Here is an 18,497-nt window from a genome sequence, read left to right on the forward strand (position 1 = left end):
TTTTCCATGGCGGAGCGCGGCGCTTTTGGCAACATGCACCGACGCTCGACGCCTCGGAGGCCGCCGCATTGGCCTTCGAAGATCCTCCTATGGCCGATAGTCCACGCTACCTCGTGATCGAGGTCCTGCACGACGGGCCCGAGACGATCCTCTACCGAGCCCGGCGCGAGGAGGACGGCCGGCCGGTGGTGCTCAAGGTCCTGCGGCGCGACCACGCGAGCCCGCGCGCCCTCGGGCGGCTGCGCCACGAGCACGACGTCGCCAGGGCGCTCGACACGACCGCCGTGGTCAAGGCCCACGGGATCGAGGCGTTCCGGGACCAGATGACGCTGGTCCTCGAGGACTTCGGCGGCCGCGCGCTCGACCGGCTCATCCAGGGGCCGACGCCGCTCGAGCGCTTCTTTCCCCTCGCCCTCCGCCTCTCCGGCGCGCTCGCCGAGCTGCATCGACACCACGTCATCCACAGGGACATCAAGCCCCAGAACCTGATCTACAACCCCGACACCGGGGAGGTGAAGATCACCGACCTCGGCATCGCCTGCCTCTCGGCCCGCGAATGCCAGGACGTCTCCCACGACGGGCTCATCGCGGGGACGCTGGCGTACATGGCGCCCGAGCAGACGGGCCGGATGAACCGCTCCACCGATGAGCGGACCGACCTGTACTCCCTCGGCGTCACCTTCTACGAGCTGCTGACCGGCGCCTTGCCCTTCCAGGCGAGCGATCCCGTGGAATGGGTGTATTGCCACGTCGCCCTGCACCCATCCCCACCCCACGCGCTCGTCCCCTCGATTCCCCCGCAGCTGTCGGCGGTCGTCCTCAAGCTGCTCTCCAAGTCCGCCGAGGATCGCTACCAGAGCGCGCTCGGCCTGCAGCGCGACCTCGACGAGTGCTTCGCCAGGTGGCAAGCGAGCGGGGCGATTCCGCCCTTCCCGCTCGGGGAGCACGATCTCTCCGATCGGTTCCAGATCCCGCAGCGGCTCTACGGCCGCGAGCGCGAGCTCAAGGCCCTGCTCGCCGCGTTCGAGCGCGTGGTCGCGAGCGGCCGCCCCGAGCTCGTGCTCGTGTCGGGCTACTCGGGTGTCGGCAAGTCGTCGCTCGTCGCCGAGCTGCGCGGGCCGGTGGTGCGCGAGCGGGGCTTCTTCCTCTCCGGCAAGTTCGAGCAGCTGAGGCGCGACATCCCTTACCACGCCTTCCTCCAGGCGTTCCGGGCGCTCTTGCGGGAGATCCTGTCCGTGAGCGAGGAGGACCTCGATCGCTGGCGGCAGCGCCTCCGGGAGGCCGTCGGCGCGACCGGCGCGCTGCTCACCGGCGTGCTCCCCGAGCTCGCGCTGCTCCTCGGCCCGCAGCCGCCCGTGCCGGAGCTCCCGGGCGTCGAGGCCCGGCACCGGTTTCACGCGGCGCTCCAGCGCTTCGTGGCGGCGTGCGTCCAGAAGGAGCACCCCATGGTGCTCTTCCTCGATGACCTCCAGTGGGCCGACGCCGGCAGCCTCCAGCTGCTCGAGCAGCTCATCACCTACACCGAGACCGAGCACCTCCTGCTCATCGGCGCTTACCGGGACAACGAGGTCGGCCCGGCGCACCCGCTGCCGCTCATGCTGGCCGACGCGCGGAAGCGCGGCGCGACCTTCAGCGACCTCGTCCTCGCGCCGCTCTCCGCCTCCGACGTCGGGGCGCTCGTCGCGGGGGCGGTCCACGCCGCGGCCGAGCGCGCCGAGCCGCTCGCGCAGCTCGTCCACGAGAAGACCGGCGGCAACCCCTTCTTCGCGATCCAGTTCCTCATCGAGCTGCACCAGGAAGGCCTCATCGCCTTCGACGCGGAGGCGGGCGCCTTTCGATGGGACATCGCCGCCATCCGCGACAAGGGCTTCACCGACAACGTCGTCGACCTGATGGTGGGCAAGCTGAAGCGGCTCCCCGTCCCGACGCAGGACGCGCTCAAGCTCGCCGCGTGCCTCGGCGCCAGCCTGGACCTCGACACCCTCGCCCTGGTCGCGAGCCGCCCTGCAGCCGAGCTCGGCGAGGCGCTCGCCGAGGCCGTGCGCGAGGGGCTGCTGCTCCGCCGGGGCGCCACCTACCGGTTCCTCCACGATCGGGTGCAGCAGGCCGCCCACGCGCTCATCCCCGCCGGACAGCTCGCCGAGGTGCACCTCTGCATCGGCCGGCTGCTCCTGAAGGATCAGCGCGCGGACGAGCGCGAGGAGGCGCTCTTCGACGTCGTGGGGCACCTGAACCGCGGCGCCGCGCTCATCCGTTCCCAGGCGGAGCGGGACCAGCTCGCCACGCTGAACCTCCGCGCCGGCAGGAAGGCCAAGGCCGCCGCGGCCTTCCAGTCTGCCGCCGCCCACTTCGCCGCGGGCCTCTCCCTGCTCGCGCCGGGCTGCTGGGAGGCGCGGCACGAGCTGGCCTACGATCTGACCTTCGAGCGCGCGAACGCCGCGTACATCACCGGCGGCTTCGAGGAGGCCGAGCGGCTGCTGCAAGCGCTGACGGACCACGCGAGGACCGAGGCCGAGCGAGCCGCGGCCGTCGAGCTCGCCATCGCCCTGAGCGTGACCCGCGGGCAGTCCGCCCGCGCGGTGGAGATCGGGCTCTCGTTCCTCCGCTCCTGCGACGTTGACCTGTCGATCCCGCTCACCGAAGCGCGGCTCGCGGAGGAGACCGAGGGCGTCTGGCAGGCCCTGGGCGACCGGGCGATCGAGAGCCTGATCCACCTGCCTCCCATGACGCACCCGAAGTGCAAGATCGCGATGAGCGTCCTCGCGAGCGTGTCTGTCCCCGCGTACTTCGTGCACCCGGACCTGAACTACCTCGTCGTCGCGCGCATGGTGAAGGTCAGCCTGCAGCACGGCAACGCCGCGAGCTCGCCTCACGCGTATGCGGCCTTCGCGAAGGCGGTCGGCCCGAAATACGGGCGATACCAGGAGGGATATCTGTTCGGCAAGCTCGGCCACGACCTCGTGGAGAGGGACAACGTCCTCGCCATGAAGGCCATGGTCTTTTCCTTGTTCGGCAATCAGATCATCTTCTGGAAGCGCCACTACCGAGAGACGTATCCGTACACGCGCGCCGGCTTCAACGCCGCGGTCGAGACCGGCAACCTGAACGACGCGTGTTTCCTCTGCATCTGGGCCCCGCTGTTCCCGCTGCTCGCTGGCGAGCCGCTGGAGGACGTCCTCCGCGAGATCGAGGAGCGCCTCCGCTTCGTGCGCAAGACCGGATACGAGTTCGTCTACAACATCCTCCTGGGCGCCTTCGCGCTGGTCCAGGCGCTGCGAGGCAGGCCGGCCCGGCTCCCGATGATGGATGGATCCGAGCTGGATCCGAGCGCGTTCGAGGCGCGGCTGCCTCCCGGGGACATGGGCGGCATTCTCAGCTTTTACTGCAGCCTGAAGGCCCAGGAGCTGTTCTTGCTCGGCTCCCCCGGGGAGGCGTGCCAGGCGACGCGCCGGGTGATCGTCGACAGGCCCTGGAGGTGCGAACCGCACGCGCTCGTGGCCGAAGACTTCTATTATCACGCGCTCGCGCTCGCGGCCGGCTGTGACGATGCCCCCGACGCGCCGGCGTCGCCAGAGCGGGAGCTGCCGGAGGGGCTGCTCGACTGCGAGCGGCAGCTCGGCGAGTGGGCCAGGAGCGGCCCTGACAACTACCTCCACAAGCATGCCCTGGTCCGCGCAGAGATCGCCCGGCTCCGCGGGCAGGAACCGGAGGCGACCCGGCTCTACGAGCAGGCCGCGTCGGCGGCGCGGGAGGGCGGCTTCGTCCAGCACGAGGCGATCGCCTGCGAGCTCGCCGCCGCGTTTTACCGCGCGCGCGGCCTCGCCACCGCCGCCGACGCCCACCTCCAGAAGGCGCGCGCCGCCTACTTCCGCTGGGGCGCCCACGCCAAGGTCGATCAGCTCGACCAGCGGTATCCCTTCCTCGTCGAGCGAAAGCCGATCGCACCCACCGTCACCTTCGCCGTCCGCGCCGAGCAGTTCGACGTCCTCTCCGTCGTCAAGGCCTCTCAGAGCATCTCCGGTGAGCTCAAGCTCCCGCGCCTGCTCGAGATGCTCCTGCGCACGGTGATCGAGCACGCCGGCGCCGAGGAAGGCTATGTGCTCCTGGCCCGCGAAGATCGCCTGTCGACCGCGGCGGCGATCGCCGCGTCCGGGGGCGCCGCGCGGCTGCTCGACGCCGGCGAGGCGGCGGCCGCCGCCCTGCCGCAGTCCATCCTCAACTACGTTCGCCGCAGCCACGAGCGCGTGCTGCTCGACGACGCCGCCGGACGGCATCCGTTCCTCGAAGAGGAGTATTTCACGCGGAAGAAGCCGAGGTCGGTGCTGTGCCTGCCCATCGTGCGCCAGGCGCGGCTGCTCGGCGTGCTCTACCTGGAGAACCGGCTCGTGGCCGGGGCGTTCACCCCAGGGCGGCTCACCGTGCTCGAGCTGCTCGCCTCGCAATCGGCCATCTCGCTCGAGAACGCCATGCTCTACGCCGATATCGAGCAGGAGAACGCCGAGCGGCGCCGGGCGGAGCGCGGGCTCCGCGAGAGCCAGGCCACGCTGCAGGCCATCATCGACAACTCCGCCGCGGCCATCTTCCTCAAGGATCGCGACGGCCGCCACCTGCTCGCCAACCGCGAGGTGAGCCGCGCCCTCGGCAGGCCGCTCGATCAGATCATCGGAAAGACCAGCGCCGAGCTGCTGCCTTCCGCGCGCGCCGAGGCGCTCGACGCGCACGACCGGCAGGTGCTCGACAGGGGCGAGCCGCTCGAGTTCGAGGAAGAGTTGATCATGGAGGATGGGCCGCACACCTACCTGTCGGTCAAGTTCCCGCTCGGCGAAGACGTGATGCCCGGCGTGATCTGCGGCGTCTCCACCGACATCACCCAGCGCAAGCGCGCCGAGCTGGCCGAGCGTTTCCTTGCCGACGCGAGCCGCAAGCTCATGGCCCTCGGCTACGGCGCCACCCTCGAGAGCGTCGCGCAGCTCGCCGTGCCCGAGCTGGCCGACCAGTGCGTCATCGACGTGCGCCTCGATCCGGACGCGCCGGAGCGCACGGCCACCGCAGGAGTGCCTGCCGAGCTCGCAGGGGCGGTGATCGACGCGCTGCAGCCGCTCTCGGCGGCGTCGCTGCAACGCCCCGAGGTGGGTGACGTCCGCGCCGCGCCCCTCCTGGAGTCGCTCGGCGTCCACTCCTTGCTCCGGGCTCCGCTCCTCGCGCGCGACCGGTGCTTCGGCGTCATGACCCTGCTGGCGACCGCGCCACGGCGCCGCTACGGCCCCGCCGACCTCTGGCTCGCCCAGGAGCTGGCGGGCCGCGCCGCGCTCACCCTCGACAACAGCCGCCTGTTCACCGAGGCCCAGGAGGCGATCGAGCGCCGCGACGAGTTCCTCCTCGTCGCATCCCACGAGCTCAAGACCCCGCTCACCTCGCTCAAGATGCAGGCCCACCTCCTCGCCCGCCTCCTGCCCCGCTTCCAGCGCGCCGAGGTCGCTCCGGAGCGCATCGACGCCGCCATCCAGGTCCTCGATCGCCAGATCGCGCGGCTCGCCCACCTGGTCAACGAGCTGCTCGACGTCACCCGCCTGAACGCCGGCCGGCTCACCCTCGCGCGCGCGCCCCTCGACCTGGCGGCCCTGACGCGCGAGGTCGTCGAGCGCATGCACCAGCAGATCACCGACGCCCGCTGCCGCACCCAGCTCGAGCTGGAAGGGCCCGTGATCGGGGACTGGGATGCTTCTCGCATGGAGCAGGTCCTCATCAACCTCCTGTCCAACGCGCTCAAGTACGGCGCAGGAGCCCCCATTCACGTCGTCGTGCGCGGCCTGGCTGACCGCGCGCTGCTCGTCGTCCGCGATCACGGCATCGGCATCGCGGAGGCCGATCAGGCCAGGATCTTCGAGCGCTTCGAGCGCGCCGTCTCCGTCCGCAACTTCGGAGGACTCGGCCTCGGCCTCTATATCGTTCGATGGATCGTCACCTCCCACGGCGGCACCATCCGCGTCGAGAGCACGCCGGGCGCCGGCGCCACGTTCATCGTCGAGCTCCCTTTGCATGCGGCTGAGGCGGAGACAGACGGCCAGGGCACCTCCCTCTCATCGACATAGAATAGAAATAGAATAGAATAGATCTTCAGCCGGTGGCTCCCGGAGCGGCCGGTCCACGCGCCCTGCAGGCGAGCCGGCGCGAGGGCATGCCGCCATTTCCCGTGGCGCAGCACCGCGCTTTTGGCACCATCAGGCCAGACGCCGACGCCTCGGAGGCCGCTCCGGCTGCCGACGCTCTCCTATGCCAGAAAGTCCGCGTTACCTCGTGGTGGAGGTCCTGCACCAGGGTGCAGAGACGATCCTCTACCGAGCCCGGCGCGCGGAGGACGGCCGACCGGTGGTCCTCAAGGTCCTGCGGCGCGACCACGCAAGCCCCCGCGCCCTTGGCCGGCTGCACCACGAGCACGAGCTCGCCAGCGCGCTCGACACGGCGGCCGTGGTCAAGGCCCGCGCTATCGAGGCGTTCGGCGATCAGGTCGCGCTGGTCCTGGAGGACTTCGGCGGCCGCTCGCTCGACCAGCTGCTCGATGGCGACGGGCCCATGCCGCTCGAGCGCTTCTTCCCCCTCGCTCTCCGCCTCGCCGGCGCGCTCGCCGAGCTGCATCGACACCACGTCATCCACAGGGACATCAAGCCCCAGAACCTGCTCTGCAACCCCGACACCGGGGAGGTGAAGATCACCGACCTTGGCATCGCTTGCCTCTCGCCCCGCGATAGCCACGATCTCAGCCACGACGGGCTCATCGAGGGCACGCTGGCGTACATGGCGCCGGAGCAGACAGGCCGGATGAACCGCTCGATCGACGAGCGGACCGACCTCTACTCCCTCGGTGTCACCTTCTACGAGATGCTGACTGGCACCTTGCCCTTCCAGGCCAGCGATCCCGTCGAGTGGGTGCATTCCCACATCGCTCAGAAGCCGCCCCTGCCCCACGCGCTCGTCCCCTCGATTCCCCCGCTCCTGTCGGCGGTCGTGCTCAAGCTGCTCTCCAAGGCCGCCGAGGAGCGCTACCAGAGCGCGCTCGGCCTGCGCCACGACCTCGACACGTGCTTTTCTCAGCTGCGAGCGACCGGCGCCATCGAGCCCTTCCCGCTCGGCCAGCACGACGTCTCCGACCGGTTCCAGATCCCGCAGCGGCTCCACGGCCGCGAGCGTGAGGTCGAGACCTTGCTCGCCGCGTTCGAGCGCGTGGTCGCGAATGGCCGGCCAGAGCTCGTGCTCGTGTCGGGCTACTCGGGCATCGGCAAGTCCTCGCTCGTCGCCGAGCTGCACGGGCCGGCGGTGCGCGAGCGCGGCTCCTTCCTCTCCGGCAAGTTCGAGCAGCTGAAGCGCGATGTCCCCTACCACGCCTTCCTCCAGGCGTTCCGGGGGCTCGTGCAGGAGATCCTGTGCGTGAGCGAGGAGGCGCTCGAGCGCTGGCGAGAGCGCCTCCTCGAGGCCCTCGGCCCAAACGGCAGCCTGCTCGCCGACGTGCTCCCCGAGCTCGAGCCGCTCCTCGGCCCGCAGCCGCCCGTGCCCGAGCTCCCGGTCGCCGAGGCTCGGCACCGCTTCCATGCGACGCTCCTGCGCTTCGTCGCGGCGTGCGCCTGCAGGGAGCACCCCATGGTGCTGTTCCTCGATGATCTCCAGTGGGCCGACGCCGCGAGCCTCCAGCTGCTCGAGCAGCTCGTCACCTCCACCGGGACACCGCATCTCCTGCTGATCGGCGCCTACCGCGACAACGAGGTCGGCCCCGCGCACCCGCTCCGGCTCACGCTGTCCGATGCGCAGAAGCGCGGCGCCCTCCTCACCGACATCGTCCTCGCGCCGCTCTCCGCCGCCCACGTCGGGGCGCTCGTCGCCGGGGCGGTCCACGCCCGAACCGAGGAGGTCGAGCCGCTCTCGCAGCTCGTCTACGAGAAGACCGGCGGCAACCCGTTCTTCGTCCTCCAGTTCCTCTTCGAGCTGCACCAGGAACGTCTCATCACCTTCGACCCCGAGCAGCGCGTATGGCGCTGGGACATCGCCGCCATCCGCGACAAGAGGTTCACCGACAACGTCGTCGAGCTGATGGTGGGCAAGCTCAAGCGGCTCTCCAGCCCGGCGCAGGACGCGCTCAAGCTCGCCGCCTGCCTCGGCGGCGGCTTGTCCCTCGACGCCCTCGCGGTGGTCGCGAACCGGCCGGCAGAAGCGCTCCGCGAGCCGCTCGAGGAGGCCGCGCGGGAGGGGTTGCTCCTCTGTCGAGGAAGCTCCTATCGATTTCTTCATGACCGGGTGCAGCAGGCCGCGTATTCGCTCATCCCGGCGGGACAGCTCGCCGAGGTGCACCTCCGCATCGGCCAGCTCCTCTTGAAGGGGCGGAGCCCAGAAGAGCGCGAGGAGGCGCTCTTCGACATCGTCGGCCACCTGAACCGCGGCGCCGTGCTCCTGCGTTCCCAGGTGGAGCGGGACGACCTCGCCGCGCTGAACCTCCGCGCAGGCAGGAAGGCCAAGGCCGCCGCGGCCTACCAGTCCGCCACCGCCCTCTTCGCCGCCGGCCTCTCCCTGCTCGCGCCGGACCGCTGGGAGGCGCGCTACGAGCTGGCCTACGACCTGACGCTGGAACACGCGCACTGCGCCTACGCCACCGGCGGCTTCGAGCAAGCCGAGCAGCTGCTCGGAGAGCTCCTGGAGCGCGCGAGGACCAAGCTCGAGCGGGCCGCCGTCGTCGAGCTCGCCATTGCCTTGTACGCGACCCGCGGGCAATGCGCCCGCGCCGTGGAGCTCGGGCTCTCGTGCCTCCGCGCCTGGGACATCGAGCTGTCACTCCCCATCACCGACGCGCAGGTCGAAGAAGAGAGCGAGAGCGTCTGGCAGGCCCTGGGCGACCGGGCGATCGAGAGCCTGATCCACCTGCCCCAGATGACACACCCGGAGCTCAAGGTCGCGATGCGCGTCCTGATCGGAATGACCGTCCCTTCCTTCTTCGTGGACCAGAACCTGCATTATCTGCTCCTCGTGCGCATGGTGAAGCTCAGCCTGCGCCACGGCAACGCCGAGAGCTCCGCCCACGCGTACGCCGCCTTTGCGAGGGTCTTCGGCCCGAGGTTCGGGAAATACAAGGAGGCGTACCTGTTCGGCAAGCTCGGCTGCGACCTGGCGGACAGGAGCCCCGCCCTCGCCACGAAGGGCCCGGTGTTCGCGCTGTTCGGGCAAGGGGTCGTCTTCTGGACGCGCCACTACCGAGAGACCGGTTTCTATACTCGCCTCGGCTTCAACGCCGCAGTGGAGTGCGGCGACTGGAACAACGCGTGTTACAATTGCATCTGGTCAGCGCTGTACCCGCTGCTCTTCGGCGAGCCGCTGGAGGACGTCCTCCGCCAGACCGACGACCGCCTCGGCTTCGTGCGCAAGGCGGGCTATGAGTTCATCTTCAACGTCCTCCTCAGCGCCCGGCACCTCATCCAGACGCTGCGCGGGCGGCCGGCCCATTTCGCCATGCTGGATGGCTCCGAGCTGGATCAGGCGGGCTTCGAGGCTCGGCTCCTGGCGGGGGACTGGATCAGCACGCGCATCGCCTACCACAGCATGCGGGCGCAAGCGCTGTTCGTCCTCGGCTCTCCCGGCGCGGCGCTCGCGGCATCGACCCACGTGGTCAATTACGACTGGAAGATGGACGCCTGCGCGCTGTTTGCCGAGAGCTTCTATTATCACGCGCTCGCGCTCGCGGCGCTCGTCGACGACGACGATGCGCACAGCCCGCGCGAGGCGCCGCCGTCGCCAGAGCGGGAGCTGCCGGACGGGCTGCTCGACTGCGAGCGGCAGCTCGGCGAGTGGGCCAGGAACGGCCCCGACAACTACCTCCACAAACACGCCCTGGTCCGCGCAGAGATCGCCCGGCTCCGCGGGCAAGAACCACAGGCGATGCGGCTCTACGAGCAGGCCATCTCCTCGGCGCGAGAGGGCGGCTTCGTCCAGCACGAGGCGATCGCCCGCGAGCTCGCCGCCGCGTTTTACCGCGCGTGCGGCCTCGCCACCGCCGCCGACGCCCACCTCCAGAAGGCGCGCGCCGCCTACTTCCGCTGGGGCGCCCATGCCAAGGTCGAGCAGCTCGACCAGCGGTATCCCTTCCTCGTCGAGCGAAAGCCGATCGCCCCCACCGTCACCTTCGCCGTCCGCGCCGAGCAGTTCGACGTCCTCTCCGTCGTCAAGGCCTCTCAGAGCATCTCCGGTGAGCTCAAGCTCCCCCGCCTGCTCGAGATGCTCCTGCGCACGGTGATCGAGCACGCGGGCGCCGAGGAAGGCTATGTGCTCCTGGCCCGCGAAGATCGCCTGTCGACCGCGGCGGCGATCGCCGCGTCCGGGGGCGCCGCGCGGCTGCTCGACGCACGCGAGGCGGCGGCCGCCGCCCTGCCGCAGTCCATCCTCAACTACGTTCGCCGCAGCCACGAGCGCGTGCTGCTCGACGACGCCTCGGCCAGGCATCCTTTCCTGGAGGACGCGTATTTCACGCGGAAGAAGCCGAGGTCGGTGCTGTGCCTTCCCATCGTGCGCCAGGCGCGGCTGCTCGGCCTGCTCTACCTGGAGAACAGGTTCGTCGCCGGGGCGTTCACCCCAGGGCGGCTCACCGTGCTCGAGCTGCTCGCCTCGCAGTCGGCCATCTCGCTCGAGAACGCCATGCTCTACGCCGATATCGAGCAGGAGAACGCCGAGCGGCGCCGGGCGGAGCGCGGGCTCCGCGAGAGCCAGGCCACGCTGCAGGCCATCGTCGACAACTCCGCTGCGGCCATCTACCTCAAGGCTCGCGACGGCCGCCACCTGCTCGTCAACCGCGAGGTCTGCCGCATCCTGGGCATGACGACCGAGCAGATCCTCGGGAAGACGAACGCCGAGCTGTTGCCTGCCGAGGTCGCCAAGATCATCGGCGATCATGACCAGAAGGTGTTCGACGGGGGCGAGCCGCTCGAGTTCGAGGAAGACGTGATGAGCGAGGACGAGCTGCACACCTTCCTGTCGGTCAAGGTCCCGCTCGGTGAGGACGTGATGTCCGGCGTGCTCTGCGGCGTCTCCACCGACATCACCCAGCGCAAGCGCGCCGAGCTGGCCGAGCGTTTCCTCGCCGAGGCGAGCCGCAAGCTCATGGCCCTCGGCTACGGCGCCACCCTCGACAGCGTCGCGCAGCTCGCCGTGCCCGAGCTGGCCGACCGGTGCGTCATCGACGTGCGCCTCGATCCCGGCGCGCCGGAGCGCACGCCCACCGCGCTCACCGCGGGCGTGCCGGCCGAGCTCGCAGGCGCGGTGATCGACGCGCTGCAGCCGCTCTCGGCGGCGTCGCTGAGCCGCCCCGAGGTGGGCGACGTCCGCGCGGCGTCCCTCCTCGAGCGGCTCGGCGTTCACTCCTTCCTCCGCGTCCCGCTCCTCGCGCGCGACCGGCGCTTCGGCGTCATGACCCTGCTGGCGACCGCCCCCCGGCGCCGCTACGGCCCTGCCGACCTGTCGCTCGCCCAGGAGCTGGCGAGCCGCGCCGCGCTCGCCCTCGACAACAGCCGCCTGTTTGCCGAGGCCCAGGAGGCGATCGAGCGCCGCGACGAGTTCCTCCTCGTCGCATCCCACGAGCTCAAGACCCCGCTCACCTCGCTCAAGATGCAGGCTCACCTCCTCGCCCGACTCCTGCCCCGCTTCCAGCGCGCCGAGGTCGCTCCAGAGCGCATCGACGCCACGATCCAGGTCCTCGATCGCCAGATCGCGCGCCTCACCCACCTGGTCAACGAGCTGCTCGACGTCACCCGCCTGAACGCCGGCCGGCTCACCCTCGCCCGCGCGCCCCTCGATCTGGCGGCCCTGACGCGCGAGGTCGTCGAGCGGATGCACCAGCAGCTCGCCGACGCCCGCTGCCGCACCCAGCTCGAGCTGGAAGGGCCCGTGATCGGGGACTGGGATGCTTCTCGCATGGAGCAGGTCCTCATCAACCTCCTGTCCAACGCGCTCAAATACGGCGCCGGAGGCCCCATTCACGTCATCGTGCACGCCGATGGCGAGCGCGCGCTGCTCGTCGTCCGCGACCATGGCATGGGCATCGCGGAGACCGACCAGGCCAGGATCTTCGAGCGCTTCGAGCGCGCCGTCTCCGTCCGCAACTTCGGAGGCCTCGGCCTCGGCCTCTACATCGTCCGGTGGATCGTCACCTCCCACGGCGGCACCATCCGCGTCGAGAGCAAGCCCGGCGCCGGCGCCACGTTCATCGTCGAGCTCCCTTTTCATGCGGCTGAGGCGGAGACAGACGGCCAGGGCACCTCCCTCTCATCGACATAGAATAGACGTTCACCGGGTGGCTCCCGGAGCGGCCGGTCCACGCGCCCTGCAGGCGAGCCGGCGCGAGGGCATGCCGCCATTTCCCGTGGCGCAGCACCGCGCTTTTGGCACCATCAGGCCAGACGCCGACGCCTCGGAGGCCGCTCCGGCTGCCGACGCTCTTGCCCATGCCAGAAAGCCCGCGTTACCTCGTGGTGGAGGTCCTGCACCAGGGTGCAGAGACGATCCTCTACCGAGCCCGGCGCGCGGAGGACGGCCGACCGGTGGTCCTCAAGGTCCTGCGGCGCGACCACGCAAGCCCCCGCGCCCTTGGCCGGCTGCACCACGAGCACGAGCTCGCCAGCGCGCTCGACACCACGGCCGTGGTCAAGGCCCGCGCTATCGAGGCGTTCGGCGATCAGGTCGCGCTGGTCCTGGAGGACTTCGGCGGCCGCTCGCTCGACCAGCTGCTCGATGGCGACGGGCCCATGCCGCTCGAGCGCTTCTTCCCTCTCGCGCTCCGCCTGACCGGCGCGCTCGCCGAGCTGCACCGCCATCGCATCATCCACAAGGACATCAAGCCCCAGAACCTGCTCTGCAACCCCGACACCGGGGAGGTGAAGATCACCGACCTTGGCATCGCTTGCCTGCTGCCCCGCGAGTCCCAGGACCTCTCTCGCGACAGGCTCATCGAGGGCACGCTCGCCTACATGGCGCCCGAGCAGACAGGCCGGATGAACCGCTGGATCGACGAGCGGACCGACCTCTACTCCCTTGGCATCACCTTTTACCAGATGCTGACGGGCGCCCTGCCGTTCCAGGCCAGCGATCCCGTCGAGTGGGTGCATTGCCACATCGCCCAGGCGCCGCAGCCGCCGCAGGCGCTCGTCCCCTCGATTCCCCCGCTCCTGTCGGCGGTCGTGCTCAAGCTGCTCTCCAAGGCCGCCGAGGAGCGCTACCAGAGCGCGCTCGGCCTGCGCCACGACCTCGACCGGTGCTTTTCTCAGCTGCGGGCGACCGGCGCCATCGAGCCCTTCCCGCTCGGGGAGCGCGATCTCTCCGACCGGTTCCGGGTCCCGCAGCGGCTCTACGGCCGCGAGCGCGAGATCGAGGCGCTGCTCGCCGCGTTCGAGCGCGTGGTCGCGAATGGCCGGCCTGAGCTCGCGCTCGTGTCGGGCTACTCGGGCATCGGCAAGTCTTCGCTCGTCGCCGAGCTGCACAGGCCCGTCGTGCGCGAGCGCGGCTTCTTCCTCTCTGGCAAGTTCGAGCAGCTGAAGCGCGATGTCCCTTATCTCCCTTTCCTTCAAGCGTTCCGGGGGCTCTTGCAGGAGATCCTGTGCGCGAGCGAGGAGCAGCTCGAGCGCTGGCGGCGGCGCCTCCGGGAGGCCCTCGGCCAGGATGGCGGTCTGCTCGCCGACGTGCTCCCCGAGCTCACGCTCCTGCTCGGCCCGCAGCCGCCCGTGCCCGAGCTCCCGCCCACCGAGGCCCAGAGCCGGCTCCACGCGGCGCTCCAGCGCTTCGTCGCGGCGTGCGCCCGGAACGAGCACCCCGTCGCGCTCTTCCTCGACGACCTCCAATGGGCCGACGCGGCCAGCCTCCTCTTGCTCGAGCAGCTCGCCACCTACACCGGCTCCGAGCACCTCCTGCTGATCGGCGCCTACCGCGACAACGAGGTCGGCCCCGCACACCCGCTCCGGCTCACCCTGGCCGAGGTGCAGAAGCGCGGCGCCGCCGTCTCCGAGCTCGTCCTCGCGCCGCTCTCGGCCGCCCACGTCGGGGCGCTCGTCGCCGAGGCGGTCCACGCGCCCGAAGCGGACGTCGAGCCGCTCTCGCAGCTCGTCTACGAGAAGACCGGCGGCAACCCGTTCTTCGTCCTCCAGTTCCTCTTCGAGCTGCACAAGGAAGGTCTCATCCCCTTCGACGCCGAGCAGCGCGTGTGGCGCTGGGACATCGCCGCCATCCGCGACAAGGGGTTCACCGACAACGTCGTCGAGCTGATGGTGGGCAAGCTCAAGCGGCTCTCCATCCCGGCGCGGGACGCGCTCAAGCTCGCCGCCTGCCTCGGCAGCAGCCTGGACCTCGACACCCTCGCGATCGTCGCGCGCCGATCGGCGGAAGCGCTCCGCGACGCGCTCGAGGAGGCCGTGCGGGAGGGGCTGCTCCTCCGGCGGAGCGCTGGTTATCGCTTCCTCCATGACCGGGTGCAGCAGGCCGCGTATTCGCTCATCCCGGCCGAGCAGCTCGCCGAGGTGCACCTCCGCATCGGCCAGCTGCTCGTGAAGGCGCAGCGCGCCGACGAGCGCGACGAGTCGCTCTTCGACGTCGTCGGCCACCTCAACCGCGGCGCCGCGCTCCTCCGCTCCCAGGCGGAGCGGGACGACCTCGCCGCGCTGAACCTCCGCGCCGGCAGGAAGGCCAAGGCCGCCGCGGCCTTCCAGTCCGCCGCCGCCCTCCTCGCCGCGGGCCTCTCCCTGCTCGCGCAGGCCTCTTGGGAGACGCGGCACGAGCTGACGTACGATCTGACCTTCGAGCGCGCGCACGTCGCGTACATCACCGGCGGCTTCGACGAGGCCGAGCGGCTCCTCGAAGAGCTCATGGAGCGCGCGAGGACCAGGACCGAGACGGCCGCCGCCGTCGAGCTCGCGGTCGCGCTGAACGTCACCCGAGGGCGACACGCTCGCGCGATAGAGATCGGGCTCGCGTGGCTCCGCGCCTGCGACATCGCGCTTCCGCTCGGCCCCAGCGACGCACAGGTCGACGAGGAGACCGAGCACGTCTGGCGGGACCTGGGCGATCGCGAGATCGCGGACCTGATCCACCTGCCCCGCGTGACGAATCCGGAGATCGAGAGCGCGATGGGCGTGCTGAAGGGGGTGTCCCTCCCCGCGTTCTTCATGGACGCGAACCTGCACTACCTCGTCGTCCTGCGCATGGTCCAGCTCAGCCTGCGCCACGGCAACGCCGAGACCTCCCCTCACGCTTACACCTTCTTCGCGAGGGTGATCGGCCCGAGGTACGGGCGATACCGGGAAGGGTATCTGTTCGGCAAGCTCGGTCACGACCTGGCGCAAAGGAGCGGCCTCCTCACCACGAAATCGGTGGTGCTCACCATGTTTGGACAGCACATCGTCTTCTGGACGCGCCATTACCGAGAGACGTATCCGTACACGCGCGACGGGTTCAGCGCCGCCGTCGAGTCCGGCAACCTGAACGACGCGTGCTACAACTGCATGTGGGCCGAGACATTCCCGCTGTTCTCCGGGGAGCCGCTGGAGGACGTGCTCCGCGCGGTCGAAGAGCGCCTCGGCTTCGTGCGCAGGGCCGGTTACGCGCTACCGCACTGCGTCCTCCTCGGCATCTACGCCATGATCCAGGCGCTGCGCGGGAGGCCGGTGCGCCTCTCGACCCTGGACGGCACGGAGCTCGATCTGCCGGCCTTCGAGGCGTCCCTGGAGGAGGGGAATCCTCCGCTCGTCCGCGCCATCTATTACAACTTGAAGGCGCAGGCGCGCTTCCTGATCGCCCCTCCCGGAGCGGCGTTCGCCGCGGTGACCCGCGGGCGCGCCGAGCACCCTTACAAGGTCGAGTCGAACGTCATCATCGCCGAGAGCTTCTATTATCTCGCGCTCTCGCTCGCGGCCCTCTCCGGCGAGGCTCACGAGGCGCGGCCCGCCCCGCCGAGGGAGCCCCCAGACGAGCTGCTCGAGTGCGAGCGGCAGCTCGGCGCGTGGGCCAGGAGCTGCCCCGAGAACTTCCTCCACAAGCACGCCCTGGTCCGCGCCGAGATCGCCCGGCTCCGCGGGCAGGAACCGCAGGCGATGCGGCTCTACGAGCAGGCCATCTCCTCGGCGCGGGAGGGCGGCTTCGTCCAGCACGAGGCCATCGCCTTCGAGCTCGCTGCGGGGTTCTACCGCGCGTGCGGCCTCTTCACGTCCGCCGACGCCTACCTGCGAGAGGCCCGCGCCGGCTACTTTCGCTGGGGCGCCCACGCCAAGGTGGAGCAGCTCGACCAGCGCTACCCCACCCTCGCGCCGCGCAAGCCGATCGCCCCCACCGTCACCTTCGCCGTGCGGGCCGAGCAGTTCGATGTCCTGTCGGTGGTCACCGCCTCTCAGAGCATCTCCGGCGAGCTCAAGCTCCCGCGCCTGCTAGAGACGCTGCTGCGCATCGTGGTCGAGCACGCGGGCGCCGGAGAGGGGGTCGTGCTCCTGCTCCGGGAGGATCGCCTGTCGATCGCGGCGGCAATCTCGACGTCCGGCAGCGCGGCGCGGCTGCTCGACGCGCGCGAAGCGGCGGCGACCGCGCTGCCGCAGTCGGTCCTCAACTACGTTCGCCGGAGCCACGAGCGCATGCTGCTCGACGACGCTGCCGGGCGGCACCCGTTCTCGGAGGACGACTATTTCAGGCAGAGGGGGCAGGGATCGGTGCTGTGCATGCCGATCGCGCGGCAGGCGCGGCTGCTCGGCCTGCTCTACCTCGAGAACAGGCTCATCACCGGGGCGTTCACGCCCGGGCGGCTCACCGTGCTCGAGCTGCTCGCCTCGCAATCGGCCATCTCCCTCGAGAACGCCATGCTCTATACCGATATCGAGCAGGAGAACGCCGAGCGGCGGCGGGCGGAGCGCGAGCTCCAGACCAACCAGAAGACGCTCCAGGCCATCGTCGACAACTCCGCTGCAGCCATCTACCTCAAGGATCACGACGGCCGGTATCTGCTCGCCAACTGCCACGCGGGAAGCGCCGTCGGGCTGTCGCGCCATGAGCTCGTCGGAAAGACCGACGCCGAGGTCTTTCCGGCCTCGACCGCGGAGCTGCTCCGTGACAACGACAGGAAGGTCCTCGACGCGGGCGAGCCGCTGCAGTGTGAAGAGGAGATCTTGCTGGACGACGGGCCGCACACCTTCCTGTCGGTCAAGTTCCCTCTCGGCGAGGCGGTCATGCCCGGCGTGCTCTGCGGCATCTCCACCGACATCACCCAGCGCAGGCGGGCCGAGCTGGCCGAACACTTCCTCGCCGAGGCGAGCCGCCAGCTCATGGCCCTCGGCTACGGCGCCACCCTCGACAGCGTCGCGCAGCTCGCCGTGCCCGAGCTGGCCGACCAGTGCCTCATCGACGTGGACCTCGCTCGCGGCGCCCCGGGACCCACGATCGCCGCGGGGGTGCCGGCCGAGCTCGCAGGGGCGGTGATCGACGCGCTGCAGCCGCTCTCGGCGGCGTCGCCGCGACGCCTCGAGGTGGGCGACGTGCGCGCCGCGCCCCTCCTGGAGCGGCTCGGCGTCCACTCCTTGCTCCGGGCTCCGCTCCTCGCGCGCGACCGGTGCTTCGGCGTCATGACCCTGCTGGCGACCGCCCCCCGGCGCCGCTACGGCTCTGCCGACCTGTGGCTCGCCCAGGAGCTGGCGAGCCGCGCCGCGCTCGCCCTCGACAACAGCCGCCTGTTCGCCGAGGCCCAGGTGGCCATCGAGCGCCGGAACGAGTTCCTCCTCGTCGCCTCTCACGAGCTCAAGACCCCGCTCACCTCGCTCAAGATGCAGGCCCACCTCCTCGCCCGCCTCCTGCCCCGCTTCCAGCGCGCCGAGGTCGCTCCGGAGCGCATCGACGCCGCGATCCAGGTCCTGAGCCGCCAGATCGCGCGCCTCGCCCACCTGGTCAACGAGCTGCTCGACGTCACCCGGCTGAGCGCCGGCCGGCTCACCCTCGCGCGCGCGCCCGTCGACCTCGCGGCCCTGACACGCGAGGTCGTCGAGCGCATGCACCAGCAGCTCGACGACGCCTGCTGCCGCACGCAGCTCGAGCTGGAAGGGCCCGTGGTGGGCAACTGGGACGCTTCTCGCATGGAGCAGGTCCTCATCAACCTCCTGTCCAACGCCATCAAGTACGGCGCGGGGGCCCCCATTCACGTCGTCGTGCGCGGCCTGGAAGGCCGCGCGCTGCTCGTCGTCCGCGATCACGGCATGGGCATCGCCGAGGCCGATCAGGCCAGGATCTTCGAGCGCTTCGAGCGCGCCGTCTCCGTCCGCAACATCGGCGGCCTCGGCCTCGGCCTCTACATCGTGCGGTGGATCATCACCTCCCACGGCGGCACCATCCGCGTCGAGAGCAAGCCAGGCGCCGGCGCTGCGTTCATCGTCGAGCTCCCCTTGCGCCCGGCCGAGGCGGAGACGGCGGCCGAGGGCCAAGGGGCCCTGCTCCCATCGGCCTAGGCGCTCACGCGC

General features: G+C 70.5%; 3 protein-coding genes. All 3 read left to right on the forward strand.

What is annotated here, in order from left to right:
• Nucleotides 1-89: 89 nt before the first annotated feature.
• The 3 genes from WME79_RS30705 to WME79_RS30715 all read left to right on the forward strand — a co-directional run bounded on the left by WME79_RS30705 (nt 90) and on the right by WME79_RS30715 (nt 18,485).
• On the forward strand, nt 90-6,092 hold the full coding sequence (locus tag WME79_RS30705; protein ID WP_437522063.1) for an AAA family ATPase: 6,003 nt from the start codon (nt 90-92) through the stop codon (nt 6,090-6,092).
• 181 nt (nt 6,093-6,273) lie between these two features.
• Nucleotides 6,274-12,303, forward strand: a complete 6,030-nt coding sequence (locus tag WME79_RS30710; protein ID WP_437522065.1) for an AAA family ATPase — start codon at nt 6,274-6,276, stop codon at nt 12,301-12,303.
• 167 nt (nt 12,304-12,470) lie between these two features.
• Nucleotides 12,471-18,485 carry an AAA family ATPase gene (locus tag WME79_RS30715; protein ID WP_437522067.1) on the forward strand — a complete coding sequence of 2,005 codons (6,015 nt, stop codon included), beginning with the start codon at nt 12,471-12,473 and terminating at the stop codon, nt 18,483-18,485.
• Nucleotides 18,486-18,497: the final 12 nt, after the last annotated feature.

The organism is Sorangium sp. So ce726 (assembly GCF_051521405.1).
Classification (GTDB): Bacteria; Myxococcota_A; Polyangia; order Polyangiales; family Polyangiaceae; genus Sorangium.

What these genes read in the sequence shown, in the direction of transcription:
- WME79_RS30705 (WP_437522063.1), top strand. Translation starts at nt 90, where the DNA reads ATGGCCGATAGTCCACGCTACCTCGTGATCGAGGTCCTGCACGACGGG.
- WME79_RS30710 (WP_437522065.1), top strand. Translation starts at nt 6,274, where the DNA reads ATGCCAGAAAGTCCGCGTTACCTCGTGGTGGAGGTCCTGCACCAGGGT.
- WME79_RS30715 (WP_437522067.1), top strand. Translation starts at nt 12,471, where the DNA reads ATGCCAGAAAGCCCGCGTTACCTCGTGGTGGAGGTCCTGCACCAGGGT.